This window comes from Dyella caseinilytica, assembly GCF_016865235.1.
GTDB classification, from domain to species: Bacteria; Pseudomonadota; Gammaproteobacteria; order Xanthomonadales; family Rhodanobacteraceae; genus Dyella_B; species Dyella_B caseinilytica.
Genome location: NZ_CP064030.1, coordinates 2,595,590 through 2,618,790, shown reverse-complemented (window position 1 = coordinate 2,618,790; position 23,201 = coordinate 2,595,590). Strand labels below are relative to the sequence as shown.

Below are 23,201 nucleotides of genomic sequence, written 5' to 3'. Positions count from 1 at the left end.
ATATGACCACTTGAGGCCAATCGCATGAAACGGATATCCACGGGTTTCCTGCCGCCGGTCGCGCTCGATATGGCGGGCAGCACGCCCATGTACGACCAGCTATCGGAGTGGTTTCGGCGCGCCATCCTTGAAGGTCGCTTGCGGCCAGGCCAGCGTGTCCCCTCCACACGCAGTCTCGCCAAAGAGTTACGGATTTCCCGCGTGCCGGTGCTCAGTGCTTACGAGCAGCTTTACGCCGAAGGCTATCTGGAAACCTTTGTCGGCGCCGGCACCTGCGTTGCGCGTGCCATTCCTGGGAAAGCGGCAAAGCCCAATGACACACGCGAACGTCATGACCCGGTGCCCTCAGCCACGCCACGCACGGTGGCGCAGCGTGTGGCCGACTTGCGCGTTCCGCCGCAGACCTGGGCGAATACGCAAGGCGCATTTCGCGTGGGTTTGCCGGCGATCGATCACTTTCCGATCACCACTTGGTCGAAGCTGATCAACCATCACGCCCGCAAGCCACCGATGGAGCTGATGGTCTACGGTGAACCGATGGGGTATCTGCCATTGCGCGAAGCGATCGCCGAATACCTCGGCACTGTACGTACAGTACGCTGCGATGCCTCGCAGATTCTCATCACCACCGGTTCTCAGCATGGCTTGCAGATTTGCATACACGCGCTGATCAATACCGGCGACAGTGTCTGGATGGAAGATCCCGGCTATCCCGGTGCACGCCAAGCGTTGCGAACCCTGGGTGCCGATATTGTTCCCGTTCCGGTCGACGACGAAGGGCTCGATGTCGAAGCTGGCATACGCCTGAATCGCCACGCACGTGCGGCCTATATTTCGCCATCTCACCAATTTCCGTTGGGCGTGACGATGAGCGCCGCACGACGTATGCAATTGCTCAGCTGGGCATCAAACAGTGGTGCATGGATCATCGAAGACGACTACGACAGCGAATACCGCTTCGGTGGCCGTCCGCTGGCGTCGTTGCAGGGCATGGACACGGAAGGTCGTGTCGTCTACGTCGGCACTTTTAGCAAGGTGATGTTTCCTGCGCTCCGCGTGGGCTATCTCGTGGTGCCCAAAGACCTGGTTCCCGCCTTCGCCGCCGTACGCGACGCCTTCGATACGTTTTCCTCGACGCTTTACCAAGTGGTACTGACCGATTTCATCCGCGAAGGACATTTCGCGCGCCATATCCGCCGCATGCGCACACTTTATTTGGAACGGCGCAATGCTTTGCTCGAAGCCATCGACACCTACATGGGCGACAAGCTCGAAGTGATCGGCACCCAGGCCGGCATGCAACTGGCAGCGCTGCTGCCGCCGGGTGTGAATGATGTCGCCTTGTCGATCGAAGCCGCCAAGCTGGGCATTGCCGCCAGACCGCTGTCCATCAGTTATGCGGCACGTACGGGCCGGAGCGGAATCATCCTTGGGTATTCAGGCGCGAATGTGCACGAGCTTCGCGAAGGCATGCGCAAGCTTGCAACCTGCCTTTGATGTACAGCTTGAACTGTTTCGTAAAAAAATGCGTCATGCCGAAAATATAGCAAGTACTTTCGTGCAGATTTTTTGCTTCTACCCCTAAACTTTTTTTGCGAATCCCAGATTAGCTCTACCGAGTGAGGCTGCCGCAGTGGCATGCCCTGTATTCGGGAGCGGGACGATGGTCGCAGTGATCAGTGGTAACGGTCTGGGTCTTGGCAACACCTCACTGACACAACTGGGCCAAACGCAAGGCGGGTCACCACAACTGGGGCAGGCGGCCAACAGCAGCTACGTCAACACGGCCACCGGCAACCTGGTGCTGCAAAGCGCCGACGAAGGCCTCTTGTTCGACGGCTTGCCGCTCAACGTACTGCGCACCTACAACAGCCTGGGCCAGCTGAGCAGCAACGGCTGGAGCTACGGCTTCAGCCGCAACCTCAACGGCCTGACCGGCACCGTCAACACCGCCGGCAGCACCATCACACGCACCGATGATGACGGCTCCAGCGTCGTCTACACCTACAACGCCACGCTGGGCGAGTACGTCAGCACCGACCAGAGCGGGGCGGTCGACACCCTGAGCTATAACGCCACCAGCGCCAGCTGGACCTGGACCGACGCGGCCGACAGCCAACAGGAAACCTACAACGCCAACGGCCAGCTCACCGCGTTGACCGATACGGCCACCGGCGCGAGCTACAGCTTCAGCTACAGCAACGGCCAGCTCAGCCAGATCGTGGCCGGTGACGGCGACACCCTGATCTTCGGCTACAACACCAGCAACCAGCTGATCAGCCTGTCGATCCAGGAAGTGCCGCCGGGCCAGACGAGTGCCGTGACGCGCCAAGCCGTCACCTACGGCTACGACAGCCAGGGCCGCCTCAGTACGGTCACCACCAGCCTGGGCTCCGATACCGACAGCACCACGGCCAGTTACACCACCACCTACACCTACCAGGGCACCACGGACCTGGTGGCGTCAGTGACACAGAGCGACGGCACCACGGTCAGCTACACCTACACCGAGGATGCGCAAGGCGTGTACCAGGTGACCGGTGTCACCACCGGCAGCGGTGCGGCGGCGCAAAGCGTCACCCTGAGCTACGGCACCGACAGCACCACCGTCACCGACGGCCTGGGCAACGTCACCCAATACCAGACGAACGCCGCGGGCGAACTGACCTCGGTGATCGCCCCGGCCGTCAACGGCGTATCGCCCACCACCACCTATACCTACGACACCAGCGGCAACCTGCTGACCAGCACCGATCCGGATGGGGCGGTGACGAGTTACAGCTACGACGCCAACGGCAACCTGTTGAGTGTCGAAGACGGCGCGGGCAACACGGTCAGCTACACGTATAACGCCAACGACCAGGTCACCAGCAAGACCACGTACACGGTGCCGGCGCAAGGCGAAGTGGGGCAGAGCGGGTATGTCGCGCCCAGCGGCGCGCAGACGACCTATTACGTCTACACCGCCAACGATCAACTGGCGTACACCGTCGATCCGCTGGGCAACGTCAGCGAGAACGACTACACCACGGTCAACGGGCTGAGCGAGTTGACCACCAGTCGTCAGTACCTCGGTGCTACCTACAGCACGAGCAGCAACAGCAATAGCCCCAGCAGCCCACCGACCCTGGCCGAGCTGCAGGCGTGGGTGCAGAGCAGCGCGGTGCAGAGCACGCTCAGCCAGAGCACGCGCACCGACTACACCTACGATGCACGCGGTCAGCTGGCCACCCAAACGCAGTACGACACGGTTAACAGCAGCGGTGTGGGCGTGGTCGATGCCGGCACGGTGATCACCACGACCACCTACAGTGCCCAAGGTCAGTTGCTGCAAACCAGCACCGAGACCGGTGCCAACCGCAGCACCCTGCAGACCACCAGCTACGCCTACGACGGACTGGGCCGGGTGATCAGCAAGACGGATCCGCTGGGTAACGTCACCAGCTATGTCTACACCGACAGTGCCAACACGATTGCCATCACCCAGGCCAACGGACTCACCACGACCCAGGTGCGCAACAGCGCCGGGTTGCTCGTTAGCAGCACGCAGTCGGGGACGGAGCAAACCAGCGAGGTCAGTAGCTACCTGTATAACGCCGATGGCGAGCAGATTGCTGCGATCGATCCAGATGGCAACGTCACCTACACCTTCTATAACGCTGACGGTGAAGTAACGGGCACGGTCGATGGTACCGGCCACGTCACCGCTTACAGCTACGATGCCGATGGACAGGTCATCAGCACCACGCAATACGCCAACACGGTCAACACGAGCACGTGGATCCATAGCGGCAAACTCACGACAAAGCTGCCAGCCACCCTGCCGGTTCCGGCCGCCAGCGCGGCGGATAGCACGACATCATCGATCTACGACGCCGCCGGAAATGTCGTTGCCACCATCAGCGCAACGAACGACGTCACCATCACGACCTACGATGGCGCCGGCAACGCCGTTGTTACCACGCAGTACGCGACGGCGTTGACCACTACCCAGCGAACGGCCTTGGGTACGGCGCCCACGCTTGCGGCTTTGCAGGCTGACATCACCACCAGCGTCAAGGACGAAGCCACCCGAACCATCTATGACGCCGACAATCGCGCGGTAGCGGTGATCGATCCGAAAGGCATTGTAAGCACGGTGACCTATGATGGTGTCGGCGATATTGTCGCCAGCAGAACGTATGCCACGGCGCTTACCGCCGCGCAGATTTCCACGCTGGGCAATGAGCCAACACTGGCAGCAGTGCTGGGCGATGTGAGTTCTTCTGCGCAGACGATTTACAACGCGAATCATCAACCGGTCGCCACCATCAGCGCCAACGGCGATGTCACGATCACGACGTACGACAGTAACGGCAATGCCGTCGCCAGCACCCAATACGCCACACCGCTCACCGCGGCTCAGTTGGCTGCGTTGGGCAGCGAACCAACGTTGGCGGCGTTGCAGGCCGACATCACGCCAAGCACAGACGATCTGACCACACTGACGGTTTACAACACCAGCAATCAGCCGGTCGCCACCATCAGTTCCAGCGGTAGCGTCACCATTACCACGTACGACAGTAACGGCAATGTTGTCGCGAGCACGCAGTACGCCACCGTGTTGACCGCAACCCAGCTTGCGGCCCTTGGCGATACACCCACGCTGGCCGCGGTACAGAGTGATATCACGTCGAGCGCAGGCGATCTAACCACGCTGACGGTTTACAACGCCAGCAACCAACCGGTCGCGACGATCAGTCCCGACGGCAGTGTCACGATCATTACGTACGACAGCAACGGCAACGCCGTCGCCAGCACCCAGTACGCGACGCCGCTAACCGCGTCTGACCTGACTGCATTGGGTGATACGCCGACGCTGGAAGATGTGCAGGCCGATCTCATTCCCAGCGCGAGCGATCTCACTACGCTCACGATCTACAACGGCAGCAATCAGGCCATCGCAACCATCGGCCCGAATGGCGACGTTACCGCCACAACTTACGATGACGATGGCAACGTCATTGCCAGCGTCGCTTATACGACACCGCTGACGGCAGCTCAGCTGGCTGCGCTGGGCGCCACGCCGACACTGGCTGAGCTACAAGCCGACTTGGCGTTGAATGCCGGCGCGCAAACGGCGCTGACAATCTATAACGCTAATGAGCAGCCGGTCGCCGTTATTAATGCCAACGGCAGTGTCACAGTGACGTCCTATGACAGTGCTGGGCATGTCACGTCAGTGGTGCAGTACGCCACCCCATTGACCGCGGCTCAGATATCGGTACTCAGTGCAGATCCTTCGTTGGCCGCATTGCAAGCGGTTCTCACGCCAAGCGCCAGTGACGTCATCAATCTCACGGTTTACAACGCCAACGAGCAGGCGGTGGCCACGGTAAGCAGCAGTGGCGTGGTGGTGGTGACCTCCTATGACGCCGCAGGCAATGTGACCGCCACCACGCAATACGCCAGTGAGCTGACACACGCTCAGATCGTCGCACTGGGCACAGCACCCACCCTGTCGGCTGTCACGGCCGACCTGAGTCCGAGCAGCTCCGATCACACGACCGTGACCATCTACGACGTCAACGAACGTCCGATCGCGACGATCAGTGGCCAAGAAGAATACGGGTACTACGACAACTACGAGTATTACGGCTATTACTACGACACAAGCGTCACTCTCACCAGTTACGACGCTGCGGGCAACCCTACCTATAGCGCCAATTACTCGGACACGCTGAGTTACTCGCAGGTCACCGCGCTCGCCGCGAGTCCATCAATCACGACATTGCAGAGTGACCTTGGGACTATCGTTCCCAATTCCCAAACGATAACGATCTACGACGCCAACGAACGGCCCGTGGCGGTTGTTGTCGCGGACGAAAATCCCGAATACTTCGGTGGTTATTACGAAACCGGCTCGATCACCACCACGACCTACGACGCGGCGGGTAACGTCACCTCGACGGCGTACTCTTCGACGCCTTTGAGCATCTCTCAGATGCAGGCGCTCCAGGCGAGCCCGACGGTGGCTACGCTGCAAAGCGAGATGGCGTCGCTGCCTTTCCCAGAGACCACGTTGACGATCTATAACGCCAACGAACAGCCCGTCGCCAAGATCACACCCGAGCAGTACTACGACCCGAGCACGGAAACGTATACGTGGGGCGGAATCGCCACCATCACGACCTACGACGCGGCAGGAAACGTCACCGCTACAACGCAATACGCCAATTCGCTGACCAGCTCGCAGCTCCAAGCCCTGGGTTCGTCGCCAACCCTCGCAGCATTGCAAGCAGACTTGACGCCGAGCACCGCCGACCAGACCTCGCTGACCGTCTACAACGCCAACGAGCTTCCGGTGGCAACGGTCACTTCAAGTGGCTACGTTACCGTGACCAGCTATGACGCTGCCGGCAACATCACCGCTACGACGCAATACGCCAACCCGTTGTCGACGGCGCAAATTCAGGCACTGGGTACCACCCCAACGCTGGCTGAGGTGCAGGCAGATCTGGTGCCCAGCTCTAGCGATCAGACTTCGCTGACCGTCTATGATGCCGATGAAAATCCGGTTGCCGTTATCAATGCGGACCGCTATGTCACTTTGACGACCTACGATTCAACCGGCGATATCGCGGTCACGACGGCGTATGCAATCCGTTTGACTGCGGCTCAAGTGGCCGCGCTCGGTACCGCGCCCACATTGGCGCAGGTGCAGGCCGATCTGAAGCCAAGCGCCAATAACAAGACCAGCATTTCCATCTACGATCCGACCAGCAACCGCGAGGCGAGCGTCGGCACCAACGGCAAAGTCGTCGTCACGACGTATAACAGCGACGGCAATGTGATAGCCACGGTGAGCTACGCCAACCTTCTGACTTCCGCCCAGATCGCGGCGCTGGCTGGCGCCCCGAGCATGGCGGCGTTGCAGGCCATCCTCACACCAAGCGTCAGCGACGTGGTCAGCCTGCCATCTACGTTGTCTCTGTATGACGCCAATGGCAACGTTGTGGCCACGATTGCAGACAATGGTGATGTCACCACCACAGAGTACGACGCCGACGGTGATGTCACGGCCACTACGCAATACGCGACACCGCTGACATTGGCTCAAATGGAAGCCCTGGCCGCATCGCCCACACTCGCTACGCTACAGGCCAATCTCAGTCCCAGCGGCGACGATCACACCAGCCTCACCATCTACGATGCCAACGGCGACGTCATCGCTACGGTGGCGCCCGATGGTGCGGTTGAAACGTCGACCTATGACGCTGCCGGCAACGTTACATCCACGACGCAATACGCGACGCTCCTCACGGCTGGGCAAGTCGCTACTCTGGGTACGGCGCCCACGCTGGCCGAACTGCAGAACGTGCTGACCATCAGCACCGCCGATCACACCAGTCTGACGATCTACAATGCTGACGAGCAGGTGGTGGCGACGGTCAGTGCAAGTGGCGCGGTCACCACCACGAATTACGACGCGGCGGGTAATCCGATCGAAACGGTCTACTACGCCACGCAGTTGAGCCAGGCGCAGATCACTGAACTCGGCACCGCACCCACCCTCGCAATGCTGCAGATCGATCTGGGTATCGACAGCGGCGCCAGCGAAAGCCAGACGATATACAATACTGCCGGCCAGCCTGTCGCCACCATCAGCGCCAGCGGGCAGGTCACCATCACCACTTACGACGCCGCTGGAAATATCACCGCGACGACGCAATACGCCAAGCCGCTGCCTGCTGGCCACGGTTATATCGCAACGCTGTCGGAGCTGCTGTCCATCGTGCAGCCCAGTGCTGGCGATATCACTACGCGTACGATCTACGACGCTGATAATCGAGTTGTCGCAACGATCTCCAGCAACGGACAGGTTACGCTGACGACCTACAGCGCTGACGGAAGCGTGGCTACCACCACGACCTATACCTCCAATCTCACCAGCGCGCAGATGGCCTCCCTAGGTAATGCGCCGACCTTGGCGCAGCTGGAGACATTAGTCGATCCCACCGCCCGGGTAATTTACAACGCTGCCGGTGAGCCGGTCGCGACGATCGACGCGGAAGGCAACGCTAGTTACAACTTCTACAACAATGCCGGTGAACTTGTTGGTACCGTGGATGCGGACGGCGCATTGACGACGTACGCGTATGATGCCGACGGCAATCTCACGCAAACCACACAATATGCAACGCTGATCAGCACAGCCGGTTGGCTGGATAGCAGTGGTGACTTGTCCGACAGTTTCCCATCCAGCTTGCCCACGCCATCGGCAAGCGCCAGCGACCGTACAACCACCAAGGTTTACAACTCGGTTGGCGAGGTCGTCGCGACGATCGATCCGGAAGGCAACGTCACCACCACCCACTACAACGCCACGGGCGACGCACTTTCAACGACGGCTTATGCGACACCGCTGACGGCAGCGCAATTGGCCGCCCTGGGCACTGCGCCGACTTTGGCCGCTGTGCAGGCAGACATCGTCGCAAGCGCTGACGATCGCACGACCGTGACGATCTACAATGCTGACGGGGACGCAGTTGCCACGATAGACCCCTCTGGCTATGTCACCGTCGATAGCTATGACGCCGATGGCAACATCGTATTGCAAACGGCATATGCCACGGCTTTGAACGCAGCGCAGCTTGCCGCGCTGGGCACCACGCCGAGTCTCGCGGCCTTGCAGGCCGATATCACGACAAGTGCGCAAGACCAGACCACCCGTAATTATTACAACGGGCAAGGGCAGTTAGTTGCGCAGATCGATGCTGACGGCTATCTCACCGTCAACACATACGACGAGGCCGGCAACAAGACATCCAGTACACGATATGGCGTGGCCCTGACTGCCACACAACTTTCGACGTTGACAGCAAGTGAGAGTGTCGGTGCGCTGGAAAAGCTCCTGGGAACGGATCCGACGACGGAAACCACCAGTGCAACCTACAACGCTGAAGGGCAGCTGATACGTAGTGTCGCAGCCGACGGCACCATCACCGCTTACACCTACGACAACGACGGTGACCTGCTAAGCACCACCATCACGCCCGTCGCCGGGCAAGGTACGGCACGCACCACTAGCGCTACCTATGATGCGCTCGGCGACATGCTCACCAGCACGGATGGGGATGGTCATACGACCACCTATGCCTACAACGTGCTGGGACAACGCATCGAATCGACGGATGCGCTCGGCAATAGCACTTGGTACTACTACGACGCCGATGGGCAATTGATCTACACCGTTCAAGGGCAGCCTTCGGCAAGCGGCCAGCTCAATGCTGTCGGCAACGTCACCACCTATACCTACGATGCGTTCGGCGACGTCACCAGCGTAACCAGTTATGCCTCGCAAGTAACACTGACCGCCGATCAGGCGAGCAGCGGTACGTTGCTCGATCCCGCCACCGCGGGCCTGAGCGATCTCGCAGCAGCCGTGGCGTCGCTGCCGGCATCGATCAACGATGCGAACGATGTGACGTCCACCACCTATACCGCCGATGGCCAGATCGCGACGACGACGGACGGTGACGGCTACGAAACTGCTAACACCTACGACGCGTTTGGTGACCTGATCCAGACACAGCAACAGTTGAGTCAAGCCGGGCAGGCGTTGACCACCGGCAACAGCACGATTACCGATTACACCTACGATGCACGCGGCGAGCAAACCAGCGAGACAGATGGCGTAGGCACCAGCGTAGCGCGCACGACATCCAGCACCTACGACGCATTCGGGCGGGTGACCAGCACCACCGACGGCAATGGCAATACGACCACCTACAGCTACGACAATCTCGGCAGGCAGGTCAGCAGCAGTCAGATTGTGCAGGGCGTGGTGCGCACCACGCAGTCGACCTATGACGCTTATGGCAATGTGCTTACCCAGACCGATGCATTGGGTAATGTCACCAGCTACCAGTACGACTTGTCCACGCATACGGTCATCGTGACAACGCCTGACGGCGTGACCATGACGACGGTTAGGGACGCATTCGGCGATGTCGTCAGTGTCACCAATGAGGCCGGCAACACCACCAGCTACACGTATGACAAGGATGGCAATCTACTCACGACCACCGATGCGCTCGGCGATGTCAGTACGAACGCCTATAACGCGGATGACGAGCTGATCCGTACTACCGGCGCCACCGGAGATGTGGTGACGTATACCTACAACGCGAGCGGTCAGATCTTGACTCGCCGGGTTGACCCCACCGGGCAGGACCAGGTGACGACCTACGCCTATGACGGCGAAGGTCGCCAGGTACGCGTCACCGATCCCATCGGTGTTGTTACCACCTACACCTATGACGCTGACGGAAATGCGTTGACGGTAGCGCAGGATGCGGGCACGGGTAATGGCAAGCTCAATCTCACCACCGCCTACACCTACGACGGTGAAGGTCATGTTCTAACCGTCACCAGTGGTCCCGGCACCAGCGTGGCGACCACCACGCAATTCGTCTATGACGCATTAGGGCGGCTTACCCAGCAGATCGTCGACCCAACGGGCCTGGCGTTGACCACCAGCTACGTCTACGACGCCGACAACAACGTCGTGCAGAGTACCGACCCCGACGGCAACAGCACCTATACGATCTACAACCAAGCCAACGAAGCGGTTTTCACCGTCACGCCGACGGGCGCGCAGGGTGCAGGTCAAGGTGCCATCACCCAGAATTCGTATGATGCGGATGGACACCTGGTTGCTTCGCACGTTTACGCCAATGCCGTCAGCACGAGCGGCCTTGGTGCGCTAAGCGGCGGTAGCATCAGTGCCAATCTTGCTATCGGTGCCGCCTTGGCCGGAACGGCATCGAGCTCCAGTGATGCCGTGAGCTACAGCGTCTACAACGCCGATGGTCAACTGATCTACCAGATCGATCCGTTGGGTAATGTCACGCAGACCTCTTACAACGCACTAGGACAGGTTGCCGAGACGCTCGCCTACGCCACGCCGATTACCGTCAGTAGCACCTTGGCCAATGCGCTGCAGGCCGGCACTGCCCAGGCCAGCGACATTCAGGCCGCCTTGAGCAGCGCAGGTGACAGCGGCACCAGCGCACGCGTTACCTATACCTATTACGACGCCGATGGCCGGGTGGCCTACACGGTTACGCCGAATTTGGTAGATGGCGTGCTTGGCGCGGTGGTGAGTCAAACTCAATACGATGCCGCTGGCCATGTGATCGCTAACATTGCGTATGGCGTGCCGCTGCCCATGGATGACGTGGGCGCAGGCTCCACCACGGCATCGATTGCGCAAGCTGTGGCACAGATCAACACCGCAGCCACCACGCGCAGCACGCAATATGTCTATAACGGTGCCGGCGAACAAGTTGCGCAGATCGACCCCGACGGCAACGTCAGCTATACGTTCTACAACAAAGACGGGCAGGTGTCGGTAACGGTTGACGCCACCGGAGCCGTCGTGCAGTACACCCGCGATGCCTTGGGGCGCGTCGTCAAGCAGACATCGTACGCCGAGCAGGTCAATACCGCTGGATGGCTCAGCAACGGCGTCGTTACGGTGACGGCCGCGCAGGCCATTCCGACCGGAACCAGCCCCACCACCGATCGTGTCGTCGTGACCAGCTATGACGCGCTCGGCCGAGTGTCGACGGTTACGAGTTATTCGAATGTGCAGTACGAGGATGTCTACGATCCCACCACCGGATCGTGGAACAGCGAACTGCAATATCTCGATGGCGACAGACTCATCTATACGTATGATGCGGCGTCGCGCGTCATCCAGACCACGGACGTTGACCTCGATCAATCTGCTTCGTCGCTAGGTCTCACGCGGTCTCCTACGCGTACCACACGTTACTTCTATGACGCGGACGGCAACACCATCGCCACCCTCAACGCCGATGGTTATCTGACCACCAATAGCTACGACGCGGCCGGTAATCTCGTACAGACCGTGGCTTACGCCACAGCGGTGACGGCCAAGTTGCGCGCAAAGGGAACGCTTGCGCAGTTGGTCCCCGTTTCCAGCGCGAATGACCAGATCACCACGAACTACTATGATGCCCTGGGTGACAAGGTCGGCACCCTGGATGCCGATGGTTACTTCACCCAGTACACCTACGATCAGGACGACGATCTGCTGGCGACCACGCGCTATGCCACAGCGCTGCCGTCGAACATGGTGGGCAGCCTGGAAGCCATCACCACCGCGCTGGCGGGTACCGCCAATCATCAGACCACCAACACCTACGATGCCTACGGCGATGTCCTGACCACGCAGGACTATGAAGGCACCGTCACGCAATACACCTATGACGATCTGGGCAATGTCATACAGGCCACCGTGGCGGCCGGAACCAGCGACGCACGCACGACCAGTTCCATGTATGACGCCTTCGGCAATGTCGTAAGCACCACCGATGGTATGGGTAACGTCACCACGTATACCTACGACCTGGCGGGCAACAAGACTTCGATGACCGATGCCTTGGGCAATACCACCTGGTATGTCTACGACGCAGACAATCGGCTGGCCTTCACGATCCACGGCATGACCCAGAATGGAGTGCAAAACGCGGTCGGCGAAGTGAGCGCCAATACGTACGACGCATTCGGCGATGTGACGGAAACCGACGCCTATTCGGACTTGATGACTTTGGGCGCCAATTTCTCGCCCACATTCAGCAGCATGCAGAGCGCCGTGGCGACGATCGCCAACAAGGGACCCGATACCGATGCAACGGTGACCTACCAATATGACCTTGAAGGAAATGTCATCACCGAGACCGATGGCAACGGTAACGAAACCGACTACAGCTACGACGGCTTTAACGAACTCATCTCGAAAGTACAGAATGCCTACGAGGGCCTGACCAGCGTCTACACCTATGACGCGATGGGGAACATGACCAGCGAGGTGGACGAGGTGCCCGAGGGGTGCTGCGGTGAATATGGTGCGGATGTCTCGCCGATGTCCACGGTGGCCGGTAACGAGGACATCCTGCGCACGCAAGAGTGGACCTACGATGCCTTCGGCAATATGGCCACCTATACGGATGGCGATGGCGCGACTACCAGCTACAGCTATGACCACCTGGATCAGCAGATATCGCAGAGCCTTACCGTTTCCGGACAAGTGCGAGAGACGCAGACGAGCTATGACGCCTATGGCCGCGTGCTGAGCACGACCGATGCCATGGGGCTGGTCACCACCTACAGTTACAACGATGCTGACGATTCGGTCACCGTCACCGCGCCCGGTGGCGTATCTACTACCACCTCATATAACCGCGAAGGCCAGAAAATTGCGGTTACCGATGCAGCGGGCGACACCACTACGTATCAGTACGACGCAGATGGGCGCCTGATCGAAACAACCAATCCCGACGGCAGTACCACGACCGATCAGTATGATGCCGTGGGCAACCTGATCGAAAGTACCGATGCCGATGGCTACGTTACGGCCTATACCTATAACGCAGCTGGCCAGGTATTGACACAAACGGTCGATCCCAACGGTCTGAACCTGGTTACGACCTATGTCTATGACGGGCGTGGCCTGGATATATCCACGACCGACCCCACCGGAGCCGTAACGACCTATACCTATGACGGCAATGGCAACGTTAGCGTAAAAGTGCAGGAAGCGGGTTCCACCTCCGGTGAGTCGAACATCACCACTTATTACAACTACAACGATCTCAACGAGGTTACGAACTCCGCAACGGAAGAGGTTGTCAATGGTGACAACGAGAATTACCAAAATGACTACCAATATGATGCGCTAGGTCGTATGACCTACGAGTCGCTGGATACGGGGAATGCGTCCTATACCGACTTTACCTACGATCCAGACGGCAATCTGATTCAAGAGACGAATGCCAACGACTACACGACCTACTATTTCTATAACGAAGCTGGACAGCAGATCTACGCCGTTACACCGACAGGTGGTACCGATGCTGCGCCGTATCCATGGGAATCGGGTTATGAAGCGCCCACTGGAGCGGTAACCCAGACTACCTACAACGCAGATGGCCAGGTTGTATCCACCACGCAATACGCCACCGAGCTGACCGCGACAGATATTGAGTGGCTGTCAAACGGTGAGGTGACAACCGCCGATGGCGTCGCAGCGATGGTGACCACGAGCCCGGACGACCGCACCACCTACAGCGTCTACAACAGCGCCGGCGAGCTGGCTTACACCATCGATCCCAATGGCAACGTGACCCAGTCGATCTACAACGATCTGGGACAGGTGGTGGAGACACTGGCCTATGCCACGCCGGTGCAATTGTCCTCATCCGATATCGCAGCCCTGCAAGCTGGCAGCGCCGCTGCCATCACCGATGTGCAGGCGGCCCTGAGTGCGGCGAGCGACAACAGCAGCAATGCCCGCATCACCTATACCTATTACGACGATATGGGCCGTGTGGCCTGTACGCTGACCTCTGCCACGCTCAACGGACAATCCGGCTATCTGGCTGTCCAGACGCAATACGACGCCGACGGCAATGTCATTGCGCAGATTCAGTACGGCGACTTGATTCCGGCTTCGCTACCAGCCGGTACGCCCGGCACTGCAACGGTCGAAACTTACCTGGCCGGTCTTTCTGGCATGCATGTGACACGCACCGTCTACGATGCCGCGGGACGTGCGATTTACAGCATCAACGCCGCCGGCGATGTCACGCAGACTGAATACGACGCCGATGGCCGTGTTACGGCTACTCTGCAATACGCCAATGCCATTAGCACACCAGCAGCTTGGACCCAGGCTGATGTAGCCGCAGCCGTCCAAGCGACAAACAGCGCCAGTACCGATGTACGCGAGACGCAGAACTTCTACGATGACTTCGGCAACCTGATCAAGACAATTGACGGCAATGGCAACGTCATGTCGTATACCTACGACGAACGCGGCCTGAAGCTGTCTTCCACCGACGGCAACGGTAACACCACGTATTACAGCTACGACGGATATGGCAACCTGGTCTCGCAGACCAGTCCACCGGTTGCAGTGGCCAGCTACAGCAGCACCGGTGCCTATGAAGGCACGACGACAGAGTCCATCGTCACCACCTACGAGTACGACGACGTCGGCAACCGGATTGAGGAAGTCGACGGCAGCAATACCTCGCAGCCACGCACCACTCAATTCGTCTATGACGCAGCCAACAACCTGATCCAGACCATCCAGCCGGATCCAGGCATCATCGACGAATCAACGGGCTTGCTGACCGCCACCGGTTCCAATCCCACCATCACCATGACCTACAACGCCTTCGGCGAGGCGGTAGCCAGCCAGGATGGCAACGGCAACGTTGCCTACAACGTCTACGACAACGATGGCAATTTGCTATACGCCATTGATGGCGATGGTTACGTCACCGGTTACACCTATAACGCTTACGGTCAGCAAACCACCGTAACCCGCTATGCCACTGGCATCGATCCGGCGGGGCAGGGATGGAGCGTTGCCAACCCGCCCAGTCTGGCGGCGCTACAGGCGGCACTCGTTACGTCGTCCTCCGATCGCACCATCACCACGGCTTACGACGCGCAGGGCAACAAGATCAGCGTCACCGAGCCTGAAATCACCTATACCAACAGCGATGGCAGCACGGCGCAGGGCTCGCCCGTTACGCAGTACACCTACGATGCCTACGGCAATGTCACCAGTGAATCGGTGTTGGTACAAGGTGCTCCGGGAACCAGCGGCGCGGTGTGGGCGACCACCTACACCTATTACAACGCGCTCAATCAGGCGGTGATGGTGGTGACACCAACCGGCAGTTACACCGATCCGATGGGCTATGTCACCACCAATACCTACGACGCATTCGGTGATGTGCTCTGCACCAAGGAGTGGGCAGCCGCTATTTCCACCAGCGGGCTTACTGCTGGTGGCCCGATGCCGGATGATCCGCCGGCTGGCAATGCGGCCACGACCGGTCTGGATCGCGTCACCACTTACACGTACGACAACGACGGCAACAAGACCAGCGAATCGGTGCTGCGCTCTTATATCGACGACGCAGGCAATGCTACGGTCGGCTGGGATACCACCACCTACGGCTACGATGCCGACAATCAGCTCACCACCGTCACCGAAAACAACAGCACCACCACTACCACGTACGACGCACTGGGCCGTATCACCAGCGTGACCGCACCGGAGGTGGAGGTGCTGGTCAGCAACTGGCAGTCGTTGCTGGAGGCGAATTCTTCGCTCACGCTGAGCAGTCCGTCGCTTTACACGATGGCTTCGCAAGTCGTCAGCTATGCATACGATGCCTTCGGTGACAAGCTGGAGCAGACGCAAAGTTCCACCGAGGTCGGTTCGTCGTCGGTGACCACGTATTACCAGTATGACAATGCCGGCCACATGGTCGCGCAGCTCACTCCGCTCGACGATAGCGGTGCAGACTGGACATCCGACCAAGCCAAGTTCTATGCCTACGACAACAATGGCAACCTGGTATCCGAGTGGTACACGCTGACCGGCGATCAGGGCAGCACCACGCTGGTCACCATCCAGAATACCTACGATGCCGACAACCAACAGACGCTCAGCCAGACCTGGCGCGCAGGCATCCCGTCGCCTGACGTATCCACCAGCACCACCTACGATGCCTTCGGCGAAGTCATCGCCAGCGGCGATGGCGTGACCAACAACGTCGTCACCACCTACGACAACGCCGGCGACAAACTCACCAGCACCGACGCCACCACCGGTGAGCTGAACACCTACGGCTACAACCTGGCCGGGGAGTTGGTCAGCGACACCGTGCCGGTCACCGGTTCCAGCGCCACCGTCAGTACCATCTACACGCTCGACCTGGCTGGCCACATTGTTGCCGAACAAGCACCCAGCACCGATTCGGCCACTGGCGAGAACAGCGGCATTCTGAAGGCAACATACGACGCCTGGGGCAACGTGCTCAGCTCTGCTGACGCCAACGGTTACACCACGTATTACACCTATAACGAGCGCAACCAGGTTGTCACGGAAACCGAAGCCACCGTTTCGGTGGTGGGCATCGATGGCCAGAGCACAACCGAAACACCGGTAACGACCACGTCCTACAATATCGAAGGCAACGTGGTCACCAGCACGGATGAAGACGGCAACGTCACCAAGAACATCTACAACGCTCTCGGCCAGAAGATTGAAAGCATCGACGGCGACCTCAACACGCTGTACACCAGCTACGACGCGCTCGGCAATGCGGTGGCCACGCAGGACGGCAACGGTAATATCTTCTTCACCAATGTGGATGCGCTCGGCCGTGCAGTAGTCACCGGCGAGTTCATCGCCACTGGGCAGGGCACCTACAACGCAGTTTGGCAGCAAGCTTACGTGCTTGATCAGAATGGCGACCGCATCGTCAGCTACGACGGCATCGGCAGCGCCGACCTGCAAAGCGGCGACACTACCGACGCAGCCCTTAACGCCAACTACGACGGCTACGACAGCCAGGGCCGAGTGATCTGGAGCCAGGATCCCGCACAGTATGCGGCCAGCACGGCAGAGGATCACGAGAACTACGCTGGCAACTGGACGCAGACGCCGACCAACGCCAACTTCGCCGACGGCTTGACCGGCTGGACCTTCGATCCCGGTTACTCAGCCGGAAGTTACGACTACAACGATCAGGTTTGGCCGCTTATGTTCAGTGGCTCAGACAACGCCAATGGAGGTGCCGGCGGTGCGGTGAACAATGATCGCGTGCCGGTGGTGCCAGGACAGAGCATTACCGCCAACGGTCAATTCGAAGTGCTCAGCGATAACGGCAACGGCGAGATGTTCATCAACTGGTACAACGCCGAAGGCCAGATGATCGGGCAGTCCGATAATGGCCCGGGTATCACCGGCGGCAAGGGTTCCGGTGTCAACTCTGTAACAGGCACGGCACCTGCAGGGGCAGCGTACGCATCCATCGCCATTGGCTGCTCCAACTACAACGAAGGTTACCCAGGCGTCGTGTGCTCCGGTGTGTGGTGGAACTACACGCCACCCGCCGGTATCACCGTGCTCGGTCAGGGCAATACCGGCGCAGTGGTGCAACTGCCCACCGGCTCCTTCACCGACCAGGCGACCAACACCAACTTCAACCAGGGTAATACCGGCTGGGATACCAACGGGTGGACCATCCACTCCGCCAGCAACGCTCCCACTGGCTGGGAAGCCAGCTTTGGCGGCAACGGCACGGCGGTGATGGTCAACCAGGATCAAGTGCCGGTAGTCGCGGGGCAGACCATCAGCGCCTCGATGCAACTAGCGTTGGACCTGGCACCCGATGGCGCCGCAGCAGGTGGCGCGGTTGCGATTAACTGGTACAACGCCGACGGTGTACTGATCACCACCGACACCGGCACCTATGTCAATAACGATCGAGCCGCTGCCTGGGAGACCTCATACATCACCTCCACCGCACCTGTTGGTGCGGCTTACGCGTCGTTGGCCGTGGTGGGCACTGCTAACGGCATCGGTTCGGTGAGTGTGTGCAACGCGCAATGGAACTATCAATACATCCCGCAAGCTCCCACCGGCGTAGTGCAGGATACGTACGTCTACAACATGGACGGCGATCTGGTCAGCGAAACCACCGCTGACGGCGACACCGAAAGCTGGCAATACAACCAATACGGCCAGGTAGTCCAGCATACCGACCTGAGTGGGGCTAACTACACTTACACCTACGACTCCAACACCGGTGCGGAAACCAGCGAAAGCGACGACTGGTCAGCGACGGCGCAAGGCCAGATCGCGCCGAGTTATGTCACCGGCCCGATCAATGATCCCAACAGCGAAACGCTTACGTACTACGCCGACGGTCAGATCGCTTCGGAGACCTTCTCCGATGGCAGCAGCTACAACTACCAATACGATGCCGACGGCAACCTGATCAGCGAAGACGACATCACCTACGACGGCAACAACAACCTCGTCAACACACTGACCCAGACCACCTACGACAGCCACAACCGCATCAGCACCGTCACCGAAACCAACGAAGTGACCGGCGCCCCGATGCTGAAGGAAAGCTTCGGCTACGACGCTGCCGGCAACCGCCGTGATGTGGAGGTCACCAGTAATGGCAGCACGCAGGATGCCTGGTACACCTATGACGGTGACAACCGCGTACTGATCTCTGATGGTGCGCTCAATAGCAGCAACCAGATCGTCGTCACCAATGACGTCACCACCAACCCCGAATCTTACGAGAACGTTTACGACGCCGACGGCAATGTCATCCGGATCATCACTCAGAGCAGCGACGGCGACACCATGTCGCAATCGCAAAGCTACAACCAGGAAAACGAGCTGATCGAAACCGACTACGCCGTCGACGTCACTACCGGCGCCGCCTTCATGGGCGTGGATACCACCACTACCTACGATGCCGATGGCAACTCCCTGGTTACCAGCACCTACTATGAGAATGGCAGCACCATCACCTATCGCCCCAACGGCAGTGCTCCTGGTAACTCCAGCGCTCCGGAGGGAAGCGAAGAAGTCGACGTAAGCGGCATGCTGGAAAGCGCGACGGTCAACTTCTACAACGTGGGCGGCCTGCTGGCTGAATCGCAAACATTTGACAACGGCAGCGACTGGAACGGCGTCGATAACACGCCGCCACCCACCGGTCCGCTCGACCCCAACGCCACCACCTACGGCGGTCTGCAATTTGATAGCGAAGTGGTGTACCAAGGTCCCAACGGCACCAGCGGCTACGACGCTGATGGCGACGTGGTGGGCTACCAATACCGCGACAACACCGGGCTGGTCGACCAATACCAGGTGACCTACCTCAAGAAAGACACCTACCTGCAAGCCGAAACAGAAGGTGTCTCCAACACGCCCAACGTGCAACCGGCTACCGATCAGACGATCTACGACACCCGCGGTGACGAAGTGGCGCTGGAACAGCACACCCAAGACCCGTACGGCAATATCGCCGACACCGTGCATGTGTTTGCCTATAACGGCGAAGGCGAAATCATCGAAGAGCAAAGCGGCACCGGTGACACCGGCACCACGTTGAACGAGGGCAGCGACCCCGCAGCTGAGGTGCAGAACTACACCTACGTCAACGGCCAGCAGCTGGCCAGCTTCAACAACGACGGCTCACAGTTGAACGTGCTCGATCAGGTGACGGCGTTCAGCAGCAACAACGATAGCCCCGATAGCTATGTGGTGCAGTCGGGAGACACGCTGCAGAGCATCGCGCAAGCCGAGTATGGCAACTCGAATCTTTGGTACGTGATTGCCCAGGCGAATGATCTGAGCAGCAGCACCGACTTGGTGCTGGGGCAGCGCTTGCAGATCCCGGCGGTGACAACGCACAGCAATACGGCGACGACGTTCGCGCCGTATGACCCAACCAGTATCGTAGGCAGCACCACCCCGAATCTGCCGTCGATTACGCCTCCGCCTCCGCCAGCTCAAAGCGGTGGCTGCTCTGCTGCCGAAATTTTGGTGGTAGTGGTCACGATTGTGGTGACCGTTCTGACCTACGGCAGTACCAGCGATGCGCTCGTTGCTGAGTTGGGCACCTTTGGTGGAGATGTTGCGGCTGGGACGATAGCCGGTGTCGCAGGCAGTCTGGCTGGGCAAGTCACTGGCAACGTGGAGGGTATTGAAAACGGTATCAATTGGGGTGCTGTCGGTGAGGCTGCGCTAGGTGGGGCGATTACTGGAGGGGTTGCGGGTGAATTAGGGGCAACTAACACCTTGGTTGCGGGCTACACCAGCTCTGGTACTCCCATCTTGAACGCATGGGGTGACGCGGTAGTTGGTGCGGCATCGTATGCCGGCAATGATCTGGCAGCGCAGATCACCGATCAGCCCGCCCACTTTAGCTGGGCGGGATTGGTGGCCACTGCAGTCGGTGCAGGAATCGGCGGTGAAATCGCCCTGAACCTTCCCTCGAGTGGACCTCTTGAAGCAGGCCTTAACCAAGCCGCCAGCAGTGCCGTGGGCGACATTGTCAATCGCGAACTTACCGAGGCTTTGGGCGATCAACATGTGCCAAGTTGGGCGCAGGTCGGCGCTGAAGTGGCCGGCAGCTTTATTGGTGGTTCGTTGAACGCTTACTTCAACCCGCCAAACTCATCGCACCAAGGTCAGACCTCATCTCAGCAGAGCGGACAAAATCAACAAGCCGTTCAACCTGCATCAAGTGCTACTGCCTCAAATGGCGGAGGGGAAGGTAATGGAGACTACATTTTTGGTAGCAACTCGTCGTCTGTGTCCACGCAGTTGTTGAATGGTATTGGTCAGTCCAATAATGGGTCGACAGCGCTGAGTACCGCTTGGCAATTTGGCAACAATGCAGGACCAACTACACCGTTTAGTCTGACTGGCTATGCGCCATCGTCGTCATCAAGCAATTACGCGTCGGGAAGTACGACGCAAGCAGGCAATGGCGATGAATTGAGTGGCAGTGGATCAAGTACGAACGCTCAGTATTCCGCATCAAATGCAGCGAATATCCCTGGAACGTCGGCGCAAGGGACTGGCACCACGCCCTACAATCCCGCCTCACTAGAATGGAGTGCAACAGGGGATACCAGCACTAACGCACAAATTGCGAATGCCCAGAATCTGGGGGCTGTCACGGTGACCGCAACAGTCACCGGTGATAGCCAATTCAGTCAGGTCACTCCGCAAAGCGAATCCTATTCCAGCTACTACCCGGGTGGTGTTGGAGAAGATGGGAATCGATATGCGCCAGGATTCTACTGGATGCAGCCGGATAGCCAGCAAGCGGCTGACGGTAATCCGATCGTAGACGGGCACGAGGTCGTAGGTTACGGAAGCGCCAAGGGTATTAAGCCACTCACCAGTGGTCCGCTTCCTGCTGGTCCAGCTGATTCTACTTTCTGGGACGACAAGACGAACGTACAGGCGATGATTACGCCTAACGGCACTCGTGTATGGCAGTACACGGATGCTGATGGCATTCAGCAAACGGTTCAGTTCGTTAACACCGGCAACCAGTCTGGAACTAACATTTCTGGAGCTAACACTACTAACAACGATTCTGGCGGGGCGGGCGGTAATGGATCGGGTGGGGTGGGGGCAACTGGCAACGGATCTGGTAGTGGCCAAGGAGCGACTGGAAGCGGGAATGCGGCAAGCGGAGTTCTGCCTCCGGTCGATTTCCAACCACCTATTCCACTGCCCCCGTTGCCTCAGATTCCAACTCCGGATGTACCTGTTGGCCCGATTGGTAATGTTGCGTCTTTAGGTGACGTTGTTGGCGATGCCATAGGTAACATACTGGCAGGTGCTATATCGTCTACCTTCAATATGGTTTATCAGCCGATCGCTCAGGTACACGATCTTGGAGCCATCGTTTATGGATTGGGCTCCTCGCTATTCACCGGTAAGCTGTATCAGCCTAACTACTGGAGCAATACTGGTCAGGAAGCTGCAGCCAATCCAGCAAATGCGCACGTGATTCGGAACATTTTGTCTTCCAATCCGATAACGGGTTCGGCGGTTGCTGGCTGGGATTTGGGTACTGCTATATCGAAGGGTGATGTAAAAGGAATAGAACAACAGCTTGGTGGTTTGGCGGCAGGGGCTCTCATTGGAAAGGTAGGAGGAGGTGAAACTACCGCTACGCCAGGTGGGCGCGTAGAGCCAACAATTTCCTGGAAGGATGTTCCGAAGATCCCGGATGATGCTCCCAGTGCTCCCAGTGCTCCCAGTGCTCGCAGTGCTCCCAGTGCTCCCAGTGCTCCCAGTGCTCCCAGTGCTCCCAGTGCTCCGGCGCCGGGTCAGTCGGGTTCAACCGGTAGTGGCCCAGTTCGTGGACCAGACGGTAGATTTGCTTCAAGTAGCAATGGACCTAGGGTCTATAATCGCGATACGCAATACCCAGGCCGTTACCGAGCAGGTGTGAGGGATGCTGTTCTTGATGCAAACACCATTCAGGATGGGCCGAATGCTGGAAAGATTTTAACGGCAGATGGTGAGATCGTTTCACGAGATGATCCGGCAATAACGATCGAGCACAATACGTCTGTGGTCCAGCATTGGAATGATGTTGGTTACAATTCATCTAGGGCGGTAAGAAACGATTTCTATAACGATACGAGCAACATGAGCATTCTACTTCGTGGCGCGAATAGTTCAGAAGGTGGTTTAATGTCAAGTCAAGGTATTCGTTATAGGCAAGACGTTGGTGATGGATATTCCTGGTAATTAAGTAGATTTG

At 58.9% G+C, this 23,201-nt stretch carries 2 protein-coding genes; both read left to right on the top strand.

The annotated features are described in order from the left end of the window. Window positions 1-24: 24 nt before the first annotated feature. Window positions 25-1,497 carry a MocR-like pyridoxine biosynthesis transcription factor PdxR gene (pdxR, locus tag ISN74_RS11250; RefSeq protein WP_188801311.1) on the top strand — a complete coding sequence of 491 codons (1,473 nt, stop codon included), beginning with the start codon at window positions 25-27 and terminating at the stop codon, window positions 1,495-1,497. A gap of 166 nt (window positions 1,498-1,663) precedes the next feature. Beyond that, a complete protein-coding gene (locus ISN74_RS11245) occupies window positions 1,664-23,188 on the top strand; it encodes a LysM peptidoglycan-binding domain-containing protein (RefSeq protein WP_203546594.1) in 21,525 nt (7,174 codons plus the stop codon). The last annotated feature ends 13 nt before the right edge of the window (window positions 23,189-23,201 follow it).

Coding starts and splice junctions, on each gene's coding strand:
- pdxR (WP_188801311.1), top strand. CDS start 25: ATGAAACGGATATCCACGGGTTTCCTGCCGCCGGTCGCGCTCGATATG.
- ISN74_RS11245 (WP_203546594.1), top strand. CDS start 1,664: ATGGTCGCAGTGATCAGTGGTAACGGTCTGGGTCTTGGCAACACCTCA.